The 11,440-nt window shown below is 42.2% G+C and carries 10 protein-coding genes; 6 read left to right on the top strand and 4 right to left on the bottom strand.

What is annotated here, in order from left to right; genetic code table 11:
• The 4 genes from ACYVAA_RS14640 to ACYVAA_RS14625 all read left to right on the top strand — a co-directional run.
• On the top strand, positions 1–1,610 hold a 1,610-nt coding region (locus ACYVAA_RS14640; RefSeq protein ID WP_460542999.1), incomplete at its 5' end, for a hypothetical protein.
• Between the two features lie 160 nt (positions 1,611–1,770).
• On the top strand, positions 1,771–2,295 hold the full coding sequence (locus ACYVAA_RS14635) for a hypothetical protein (protein ID WP_460542997.1): 525 nt from the start codon (positions 1,771–1,773) through the stop codon (positions 2,293–2,295).
• 70 nt (positions 2,296–2,365) lie between these two features.
• On the top strand, positions 2,366–2,683 hold the full coding sequence (locus ACYVAA_RS14630; RefSeq protein WP_460542994.1) for a hypothetical protein: 318 nt from the start codon (positions 2,366–2,368) through the stop codon (positions 2,681–2,683).
• 445 nt (positions 2,684–3,128) lie between these two features.
• Positions 3,129–5,504: a thioredoxin-like domain-containing protein gene (locus tag ACYVAA_RS14625; protein WP_460542991.1), complete on the top strand. Its 2,376-nt coding sequence runs from the start codon at positions 3,129–3,131 to the stop codon at positions 5,502–5,504.
• A 659-nt stretch (positions 5,505–6,163) separates the two neighbouring features.
• Here the strand turns inward: ACYVAA_RS14625 and ACYVAA_RS14620 are convergent.
• From ACYVAA_RS14620 to ACYVAA_RS14605, 4 genes are all read right to left on the bottom strand, one after another.
• Entirely contained in the window at positions 6,164–6,877 is a 714-nt protein-coding gene (locus ACYVAA_RS14620; RefSeq protein WP_460542989.1) for a DUF4198 domain-containing protein, read from the bottom strand.
• A 14-nt stretch (positions 6,878–6,891) separates the two neighbouring features.
• A complete protein-coding gene (locus tag ACYVAA_RS14615; protein WP_460542987.1) occupies positions 6,892–7,218 on the bottom strand; it encodes a DUF6686 family protein in 327 nt (108 codons plus the stop codon).
• A gap of 141 nt (positions 7,219–7,359) precedes the next feature.
• Entirely contained in the window at positions 7,360–7,554 is a 195-nt protein-coding gene (locus tag ACYVAA_RS14610) for a hypothetical protein (RefSeq protein WP_460542984.1), read from the bottom strand.
• 153 nt (positions 7,555–7,707) lie between these two features.
• Positions 7,708–10,077 carry a TonB-dependent siderophore receptor gene (locus ACYVAA_RS14605; RefSeq protein WP_460542982.1) on the bottom strand — a complete coding sequence of 790 codons (2,370 nt, stop codon included), beginning with the start codon at positions 10,075–10,077 and terminating at the stop codon, positions 7,708–7,710.
• Positions 10,078–10,471: 394 nt separating this feature from the next.
• Between ACYVAA_RS14605 and ACYVAA_RS14600 the strand changes: the two genes are divergently transcribed.
• Both ACYVAA_RS14600 and ACYVAA_RS14595 read left to right on the top strand, forming a co-directional pair.
• On the top strand, positions 10,472–10,852 hold the full coding sequence (locus ACYVAA_RS14600) for a DUF983 domain-containing protein (RefSeq protein WP_460542980.1): 381 nt from the start codon (positions 10,472–10,474) through the stop codon (positions 10,850–10,852).
• 154 nt (positions 10,853–11,006) lie between these two features.
• The gene (locus ACYVAA_RS14595) at positions 11,007–11,429 is read left to right on the top strand and encodes a DUF1801 domain-containing protein (protein ID WP_460542978.1); all 423 of its coding nucleotides are present in this window, start codon (positions 11,007–11,009) and stop codon (positions 11,427–11,429) included.
• Positions 11,430–11,440: the final 11 nt, after the last annotated feature.

Here is an 11,440-nt window from a genome sequence, read left to right as displayed (position 1 = left end):
GGTGGTTATTCCTTTTCCTAGTGGCCCTTTCAGCCTGTCTTGATCCAGAAAAGGAGGATCAAGGAAAGGATATTGATGATCAGCCTGATACTGAAATCCCAGAAGGTAAATACCATGGAAAAATAATGTTACCAGTAAATAGCAAACTAAAAAACCAGGGTATCACAGTTCTCGCAATTAACGATGAAGTAGAAGCCATAGAGACAGATTTCATTATAAACAACCAAGAACAATACACTGCTTTGTTTGCAATGAACCAAAATGATGAAGTGGTTATGATGGGCTATAATTACCCAGAAAATCCGGATGGCAATATCACTGTTCGCACAACTGCTTTAGGTATGCTTATGATGAGCCCGGCACTTCTCAGCATTTCTGACCAAGGCAAAAATGAATTTATCAAGCAAATTCTGGAAGATGAAAAATTCAAATTATTCGAAAGTGAGATAGAAAATTCTATTCTGGAAGGTAATTCCCTATTCAATTCTACCAATATTCCATTGATTGATGCATTTAATATATTGACTGAATCCTTCAATCAACGGATTTTGGCCCCAAGTCCAGAACTACCGGTCAACATGTTTCGGAGTGGAAGAAATTTCATTTTCAATAATAAAGGAGAATCCTATTCAACGGTAATAGGTGTTTATAAAAACCAAAATTTAGTTGATAAGATTTTGGTTGAAGGGGTTAAAATAGTCCCCAATTCCCTTGTGGATATATTAATGGGAACTGGAGGAACCTATGAAAATCCAAATGACAAAACCTATGAAATGAAAGAAGATGGGGAATATACCTTTAAATTCAGAACAGGTAAACCCGGTTTCAGTGACGGAAGCATGGAACACGATGAAGCTTTTTATGAAAATTTGTATTTATTCTCTATCAATGTATTATCCACTTTTTCACCATTAGATATGCTACCGGACGACTGTATCTCTTCCATTAGAAAGACAGCAAGCTCAATGGTAAAAGAATATATTGACTATCAATACAACCCTGAGATTGGTGCAGGAACAGTTTTATTTACAATTTATAAGACCACAGTAGGTTTAATTGAAAATGGATATGAGTGCTGGAAAGGACAAACTCCTAAAAACTTCTTCTCTGCCTTATCCAAGTACCTTGGCTTTTTTGACTTAGTATCCAATGGATTAAACACTACAATTTTTGCCAAAGACTGGGCCTTATCAGAAGCGGTAATTGATTCCTGTTTTAATGCTCAAGGGAATAATGTATTAGCTTGTGATAAAGGATACGAGTTAAAAGGGGTTTGGGCCATGAAATGGTACATCAATGAGTATTTCACCAAACCTTACTATTTACATTCGGTTGATATTATAGACTTTCAAAATGGAAGAAGTGATAAGGGGATTCCAATTTCAACCTATATGACCAACACAGATAATTATTCTGAATTTGATGAACTAGATGCAAAGACTCATTATTGGATCCAATCGTTTGATAAACAAAACAATAAACTGGTTTTAAAACATAGTTTCTGGTATCCTCCCGCCTATAATCTAACAAAAAGCATAGATCGGGAAGATTTTTATTATTGGGTAGATTCGGACCACTATATGGACAGTTTGATTTTGGTTAAAAATTAAACTGGCTTGAAACTAATGCATCTGACTATTATTGATTTGTCAGCTGTACCAGTACAGAGGCTGGTTTAAGTAAGTCCCACCCATCATTACGCACAAGAGATGGAGGGACATACCTATCGTTTTAGAAAAATTACTAATCAAAACATTACTCCCCAAAAAAATGTACTATCTAACACAGCTTACCGAACAAGATTATGAGAAAATGGCAATGGAAATCAACGAGATCAGCGAATCCAAAAGTGAGAATGAGCTTTTTGAATTGATAGGAAATGCCTTGCATGACATTGGACTAACTGTTTCTACTTCTAGTACTACAGAAATAATAACTCCTAAAATGTTCGATCAAAACCTGGAAAAGTTCAGCCTAATCAAATCCCTTAATTTCGTAGCTGATACTGCTTCTATGGCTCCAGAAGGTGCCAAAAGAGAAGGACGAAAATTATGGAAAAGAATCAAAGAAAAATTAAGAACCGTCATTTGCAATGACCCAAATATCCAAGCCTTGCTTAAAGGAGAGGGTACTTTAAAGGACTATTTAAAAACAGGTATTCCCTTGGTAATGACAGCTCTCGGCCTGGCCGCATTAAATCCGGTTCTCTTATTTATTGTTACCTCAGTTTTTGCACTCATTATTAAAACTGGATTTGCAGCTTATTGTGAAGTACCGCAAGAGGCTGTTGCATAATAAAAATTTCACCTTGGTAGCGGAAAATTTGTTGGTTTCCGCTACCACTTTATGCTAAACCCCAAAAGTCATGGGACCCATAAAAAACACCCCGTACCTATTCAGGAATTGGTGGTTATTCCTTTTTCTGGTCCTTTCAGCCTGTCTTGATCCGGAAAAGGAGGACAGGGGAAAGGATATTGATGATGATCAAACAAAATCTGAATTTGTAAAAGAAAACACAGTGGTAATTTCCTCTGAAAATTCCGAGCTGCTAAGCACGGAGCCTGAAATAGAAAATGGGATATATAAGATTGAATTTTCTGGAACAGTTCCTGCAATATCAGTTAATGATGTAATAGTTGGAGACGAAGGAGAAGGATTCCTTCGCAGGATAACAGGGGGTTGATCAACTGAACGAGGTTACAACTTTCGAAGTTATAAACGGCAGTATAAGATAAATGGGTACATTACTCCTCATCCCCTATAGAAAAAAGGCTCAACTTCTAACGTATCAGGGAGCAACCCTCGACACAGCACATGGATTATATAGTAGTAATCAGGCTTGAACTTTAGAACACCGTATCAATTTGATTGAGCTTTCAAAGCTAAACCAATTTGTTAAACCATTAAAACCTGACAGGTTTTTACATCCCATGAGGTTCTTACAGGGCCTTTCTGGCAAAGAAACCTGTCAGGTTTAAATCTCCCCTCTGGCTATAACACTCAGCTGAAGGGACAACCTGACATCCGAAATCTTTTCTCAACAATCCAACTAATTATTTAATTGAACTACAGGTTTGTTTTATTATCTTGTTCTTTTCTTTTATAAAACCATACCATCTATTTTAATCATGAAGAATTCATTTTTGACATTATTGCTTTTTTTACTGAGTTATTTTGTCGCTTTTTCACAAAACAGGATCATCGAAAACCCATCATTTAAGGCAACCAATACACCTAATGTAAAAGTTACCAAATTGGAAATACGGGACAGCACCACGGTCCTCCATTTTAAGGTAAACTATCCTCCGGGCAATTGGATCAACGTCAGTTCAACGGGAACACATATTCAGAACAGCGATGGTGGAGCATCCCTGTATGTGAAAAAAGCCGAGGGGATCACCTTAAACGAAAGGCATTTTATGGACGATTCCGGGGTTCATCAATATACCCTGTACTTTCCCCCACTTGAAAAAGGAACCGAAAAAATCGACTTTCTGGAAGAGGAATGGAAAATCTTTGATATTCAGCTGACCGACAAAGCCCTTTCTAACTCTCCCCTGCCAGATAATCTTTTGGGCAACTGGCTGAGCACCGACGGAAGCAATGAATGGGTATATGGCTTCGACAAGGACAAACTGATCCTGGACAGAAAAGTCCATACCGTTGTAGAAGTAAAAGCCAAAAAGAAAAAAGGGGAAATCATTTATCAATCAGAAAAAGAAAACCACTCTCTTTTCTATAAAGAAGGCAAAAATGGGCTGATGCTGATAGGCCATGCTCCTAATGAACTGCTTACCTATAGCCAGCTGCTCACTGAAAACCCCGATTACCAGCTTGCCCATGATGACTTTTTCAAAGCGCCCATCTTCCATCGGGACAGTGCGAGCTACGAGGGTTATATCAAAGGCTACCATCCCAAAATGGGCAAAACAGGCCTACTCCATTTGGACAATGTCCTGACCCAGAACCAAGAAAGCTATATCATCCACATCGATGCGGACGGTAGCTTCCATGCCAAATTCCCCATGATCTATCCCGAACAGGCCTATATCAGATTACTGGGCAAGTTCCAATCCATCCATTTCGAACCGGGCAAAACCACCTTCCAGTTCATTGATCTGGGCTCATCCCCGGCACCCTCTGATGGTGAAAAGGAAATCCCAAAGGCTCTTTTTATGGGTGACAATGCCAAGGTAAATACCGACCTTTTGGGTATGGGAAAGATCCGCCATTTCAATTATAATGACATGAATGCCAAAATCCTGGATATTGACATCGAGGATTTTAAGGCTTATTGCTTTGATATCATGGACAAGGACATGGCTGCCCTTAAAGCTTACCTAAAGGAACATAAAGTGTCGGAAAAGGCCCGGTTTATCAAAGAAAAATCCATTACATTCAGGGCATACACCAATGTCCTGTCTTATAATATGAACAGGGAAAGTGCCTATCGCTCCCAGCACAAGGTAGCCCGGGACCAGCGTGAAATTCCTTTGGAAAGAGCCAATTTGGACCGTGAGTTTTTAGCCTTTTTAACCGACAGCGATCTCAACAATCCCCTGAACCTGGTTTCCAGTGACTTCGATATCCTGATCAACCGCATCAAGTTTGCGGATATTATCCGCAATTCAGATTTTAAAAACCCCCTCAAAAATCTTGAAAATGAGTTAGACAAAAGGGGAATCTCTATTACAAAAGAACAACGCGCTGCCCTGGTCCTAATTTCTGTAGCAAAGTCATTTCAAGAGATAAATAATGTCCCTGAGTCTTCAAAAGAATTACTTACCCCTCTATTTTCTGCCAACCAAGAGATCGTACAGGAAATTATTGATGAGTCCAATAAGAAAAAGTATGCTCAAAAACTGGAAAAGCAGCTCAATATAAAGCCCGGAATCGTAGCCGATATCATGCTTTCACAAGACAAACACAATACCTTGGAATCAGCCTATCATCCTTATACTCCAGAACAAGAAGCGGAGATACCGGGTCTTTTCAAAAATCAATTTATTGCCGATTACCTATTGGAAGCCAATCAACAGCTGAAAGATAAAATAGCGGCCATTGAAGAAGAAAACAAAACCGCAAAAGGCTATCATGTAAACGAAACGCCGAAAACAGAAGCGGACCAGCTTTTTGATGCCATGATGGCCAAATTCAAAGGGAAGGTGGTCTATGTGGACTTCTGGGCTACCTGGTGTGGGCCCTGCATTGCCGGCATGAGCAAAATCGCCCCGCTCAAGGAGGAAATAAAAGAGGAGGATGTGGTCTTTGTCTATATCACCAACCATACTTCCCCTGAAAAAACATGGGAACTGCGCATCCCCAGCATCAAGGGCGAACACTTCCGTGTTTCCCCAGATGAGTGGAATGTCCTTTCCCAAAAATTCCAGATTTCGGGAATTCCCCACTATGTACTGGTCAATAAAGAAGGCAAGGTAGTCCGAAACAAGCTCTACATGAGCAATGCCGAATTGAAGGCCTTGATGATGGAGCAGCTGAATTAAATCATCTTTTTTTGGTAGACACTTTCTTTTTATAAAATACAGAAGGTCTTTTCGAATTGAAAATTCGGAAAGACCTTCATTTTAGAGAGTTCCCGGTTGTGCTACGCCAAGACGCACAGGCGCGGGGCTACTAAAACTGAGTCTTAAGCCTGCTTAGATCAGGCAAACTCAAATTCAATGGTACCCTCCGCAACGGCGGATCGGCGTTACATAGAAAATAAAACCTGTCTGGTTTTTACCTCCCATAAAGTCTTATTAGGAACTTTCTGGTCACTAAACCTGTCAGGTTTAAATCCCTTATCCCTAGGTACAACGTAGAGGCAACACGCGCACCGCTGTCCCGCCAGCTGAGCTACGGCACCGCGCAAAAGTGCGGGAAGGCACAACAGGAAGAGTGATGACAAAATAAAAAGTCGGAATTACAAATTCCGACCAGCTTGAATAATATTGAACAGCTTAAACCCACTTTGTGCCCTCCTGTGAAACCTTTGTTACCTTTGTGGTTTTCTCCACTTGGACTTTTATCCCTCAGTGTCAATCGAGTTCACCCCACTTTTCAGCCTGGTCCCTATTTCCTGAAACCCATAAAAAATCCCCACTCGTAAGCCCTTATGGCTTACCAGTGGGGTTGCTGTCAGTCAGTTAAAAAATTTACAAACCTATCTTACAATGCTTTGGGTGGCACAGCGCCAGATAAAATTATAGGCGGCTCCATGGTGCTCTCCTTTGGTTTCTTCGGTATAAGTGGCTTCAATCAGGTATTGCCCTTTCCAAGGGGTATCGATGACCACCGCTCCGTTTTCGTCAGATTCATAGCTCTTTGACCATCCTTCCGGGCTGACCACAGCTACACTTACCCCAGCTTTGGGCTGCCCTTTGAAATAAGTCTTAAAAGACAAGGCTTCCTGCTGTTTTTTCTTCACGGGATCAGACAAAAGCAATGCCAGATCCGTTTGGGCACCTTTCAAATCTGCTTCCTGTGCTTTTCCTACCCATACCTGGGTTGCCGTATTGAACTGATAAAGGTATTCCCCGCCCAGGTCTTTGGCCGAGTGGCCAATCTGTAGACGGTATACCCCGTCTGATTCAGGTGTGAAACTGGCGGTAAAGTGATCTTCCCCAACTTGGGTAGCCAAAACTGTTTTATTGCCATCTGGATCGATTAGCCACAGCTCAAAATCCTGAACATCAGAGTACCAATCCCCCACCTTTTCTACCACTCCTGCTTCATATTCTCCATAGTAAACCTTTACCTGTTGCTCCTTGCCCTTTTTGCCCACTAGGCTTGTTTCAATCCACAGAGCATGAGCCATTACGGCATTTATATTCATTAGTAATGCCACAATAAACAATACACCGAACTTTGTTTTCATTTCTATCTTACTTTTTAGTTTTTTAATAATTTTTCTATTTGTAACTGCATTCGCGCCTCTTGCAAAAAGCCTTTGAGCCTGTAAAACTCTTCCTCCATTAGGGTAAATTGGATGTCCATGTGAAATGTCTCTATAATAATCCTGTCCACACCATCGTAGAAAGGACTGAAATCACTGTCAAATGACAGATCATCCATATAGCGGCAAAAGCCCCTAAAGTCCACCTGACTGAAACTCAGCATACACTGTTCATACATCATCCCTATCCTCCCACAGTGTTCACACCTGGTCAAAATAAACCCTTCCTTTTGGAAGATCACTTCTGTTTTGCAGTAGTTCATGCTCAATTAATGTTGGTAAAAAATCAATTTGTGCCTGTGATGGAAAAGGATTTTCAGAAAATTTTAATTCTCCAAGATTGCGCTACCTTTCCATTTCACAGGACTTTATATTTTTAAGGGCCAAAACTTCCCCTGAAGCTCTTAATCCCTGATCTCGTGTTCAAATACATAACTACAGCCTGTAACACTCACTATGAATACCATGATGTCTGAAACCAAGCCCAGCCAAAGCTGCTGCCGCTCTTTTTCCGCTTGAAAAACCGTCAGTTCACTCCTCTTCTTCCCCTTTTGGCAGATGACATTTGTTTTCTGTTTCTCCTGTATATTCACAGGCATCCATCCAAGATGAGCTATTCATTTTCCAGCACCAGGAAGAGTTAAAATCAACACGGATAAGCAGTTGGTGATTGTCATTCCTCAACAGTTTCCAAAATCTTATCCGTGTTAATCGGTCTCCATATAGGGACTATTTCTTAAACCCAGCGCCTGTTAAAACTTAAACCCTACACTCAAACGGGCATTTCTTGGGGCCTCTGCTTGATAGTAGTAATAGGTGGCATAAGCCGAACCGGAGTAGAGGTATTTGTCCAGAATATTGAAGACATTGGCCCTTACGACCAGGTTGTTGTTTTCCCAGGACAAACCGCCATCCATCCGGAAGTAGTCCGGAAGAGCTCTTTGGGTATCGGCCGACCATCTCCAAGTACTTCTGTCCCCCTGATAGGTAAATCCTGCGGAAACCCCAAAGCCTTTCAGCCCGCCATTTTTCACCTTATAGGACAACCAGCCATTGGCCAGGTGCTTGGCAAACCCTGGCACCACCGTACCAATATTATCTTCCCGGGTATCCTTCGAAATCTCTGAATTGGTATAAGCGTAGTTGGCGACCAACACCAAACCGGGAAGCAGTTCCCCTCTGGCATCAAATTCAATTCCCTGTGTTCTGGTCTGGCCCAGCTGAACCGAATACTGGCCTACATCTGTAGGGTCATTGGGATCCTGCTGGTCCGGCACCAGCTGGTTGTTTTTCAGGATTCTATAGGCAGAAATTCCAGTACTCCATCTGCCATCGAAAAAGTCCCTTTTCAACCCAAACTCAAGATTGTTTCCGGTAATCGGCTTTGGCTTTCCTCCTCCTCTCAACACGCCCGTCTGGGGTACAAAGGACTGATCAAACAATGCATAAGCAGAAGTCTGGCTGTCAAAGGAATAGCTCAGTCCCACTCTAGGTGTCACCTGACTCTCTTCCAAGGTGGTTCCATAAGAATTTTGGGAAACGTAAGTATACCTACCAGCCAGGGTTAACCTTAGGTCGTTGTCAAAGAAGCCCAGTTCATCCTGAACATAAAACCCGGAATAGGATTGGGTAATGGCCGTGGTATTGGCCCTTTGCTTCAGGCTCTTGCTTCTATCAAACTGCGGCAAACCGTTTACGGGGGTACCGTACGATGGATTGTCCATCACAAATTGGCCTCCATTTAACGAATCTAAATCATGGCTTTGACTCCAATCCGCCAGGTATTCCTTGGTTCCCATGTCCAGTCCGGCCAAAATACGGTGGTTTACGGCACCGGTCTTCACTTCTCCATTTACAAAAACCTGTCCATAGGCGCTTTCATTGATGGCATCCCAAATGCTCGCATACCTCACCAAACTGTCACTTTCATCTATTCCCCTAAGCCACATTGAGCTGCCCACTTGGTTATAGTTAAAGTAGGCCAATTGGCCGGTGACCTTCCAGCGGTCATTGATCTCATGCTGGAGATTGGCCATCACACTGTGGTCATCCACTTTGGTGGGATCAAGTCCCGGTTCGGCAATGGTAAAACTTTGATCATAAATACCGTATCCTTTGGAGGAGAAAACATAAGCAGAGCCCACGTTGGACATTTTCACATGCTGATAGGCATACTCCAAAGTCAGTTTGGTCTTCTCATCCAGCTGGTAGCTCAGCACCGGTGCAATGCTGTAGCGGTTGGTAAAGGTATAGTCCTGGAAGGAGTTCTGCGTCTGCCCCATCAGGTTCAATCGGTAAAGAAGTTTGCCGTCCTGACTAAGCTTACCATCCAAGTCCAAAGTACCCCTGTACAGGTCAAAACTGCCCATGGTCAAATTCACTGCCCCCTTGGTCTCGCCGGTTGGCTTTTTGGTTACCACATTGTAAATACCGCTTGGCTCACCATTGGACATCATAAAACCGGCCGGCCCTTTGACAAATTCAATATGGGACACAAAGCTCATATCCTCATTCAAAGGCCCCCAGTTCGAGGTCACGTTCATCCCGTTTCTAAAAGCTCCTGCACGGGAACCTCTCATGTTCACCCTTGCATACATATTGCCCCAGTGCTCCAAACGGCTTGCTCCACTGACGTTTCTCAACACCCCATCGCTCATATCAATCACCTGTTGGTCGCTGAGCAGTTCTCCGGTGATCACCTGGATATTTTGAGGAGTCTCGATCAGTGGCACGTTCAAACGCAGACTTTCAGAAGGCTGATCCACTTTGTATTCGCTTCTTTGACCGGTCACGATCACTTCCCTAAGCTCCGCCTCATCCTCTTTCAACGCTATCTCTTCTATTTGGCTAAGCTGTCCAGCCTTTACCGACACCTTTCTGTGGTGGGCAATAAAGCCTACTGCAGAGATATCCAATGTATAAACCCCTGCTGGAGCTGAAAATTCATACTTTCCATCCTCTCCGGTAGCCGCCCCATAAGAAGTCCCCCTGAGAAGCACTGAAGCATAGGGAACAGCATTCCCCGCCTCATCCTGTACAAAACCACTTATCGTCCCTGTAGTCTGGGCCAATAAGGCCTGTCCTAGACTTACAAAAAACATTAAAAGTAATATTCTTTTCATTTTTCTTATTTAGATTAATTTTAATTAAACGCAAAGCTATACCTCATTTGCTTAACATCTAAATTATTTAGAATGATTTTAAATAACTTTTTTCTATGAAAATACCAGTGCAATAGATTTTATAAAAAAACGCTTTAAGCTGGCGATTTTGAGGCCTCCGACCTCCTATACTGTCTGGTCGAGGCAGGTAAAGTCAAGCCGCAGCTGGCTTGCGTTAATAAAACAATAGGGATGGAACAATGTCGAATGGAGGGGCCTCAATGCCAATCTCTGAAAAAGCTATCATTCCACCTTTTTCAACCATTAGACACTTTATCCTACACAATGTCAAATCCGTCCTATTAAAGGAACACTTTTTAGCTTAATTTTGCAGGAAACAAAAAGTAAAGCGAAGATGTCTACTACCGCTTCCAAAATTATCAGCACCCTCAACTGTACCTGCCCCCGATGCCATAAAGGCAAGATGTTCCAGTCAGGGACACTTTACCATCCCAAAAAGTTTTCCCAGATGCAGCCCCAGTGCCCTGAATGTGGCCAATCCTTCAATCCAGAACCTGGCTTTTATTTTGGAGCGATGTTTATCAGCTATGCCCTGAATACTGCCCTGTTCATCTGTACCTGGATAAGCATGGCCCTGCTGATGGAAGAAGTTTCCATCGATTATATGCTGGCCGTCATTCTTAGCTTGGTGATTGTCCTGCTTCCCATTACCTATCGTCTCAGCCGATCTATCTGGATCCATATTTTTGTCAAGTATCAGAAAAAAAATGCCTAACTTTTTGAGGAGAAAGGCAGATTCAATCCCCCTGCTTGGAAGCAGGAAATAAATTGAATAAACCTCATCGAATTATCATCTACTTGTCCATAGAGTACCTATCAGGCTTTTTCTGATCAGTTTGGGCTATGCAACTTCATGATAACTAATCAGTATGCTGGAAATCAAAACCAATCCCAAGATAGAACAGGTGTTTGCCGCTTACCCTGATTTTGTCAGGGATAAAATGTACAACCTAAGGCAATTGGTGCTGGAAACCGCGGATGAAACTGCTGAGGTGGATGTGCTGGAAGAAACTTTAAAATGGGGCGAGCCAAGTTTCTTAACGAAAAATGGCAGTACCCTAAGAATGGACTGGAAACCCAAACTACCTGACCAATACGCACTTTATTTCCAATGCACCAGCAGACTGGTGGACACTTTTAGGCTGGTTTTCGGCAATAAATTTCAGTACGAAGGTAACCGGGCCATTATCTTCCATATGGACCAGAAAGTTCCAAAAGAAGAATTAAAGGCCTGTATCAAAGCCACCTTAATCTACCACAAGGTAAAACATTCAATGACTTTAGGGATTTAGGAAAACTGGCT

The sequence above is a fragment of the Echinicola sediminis genome, from assembly GCF_054777495.1.
This window is presented reverse-complemented; position numbering and strand designations above follow the sequence as displayed.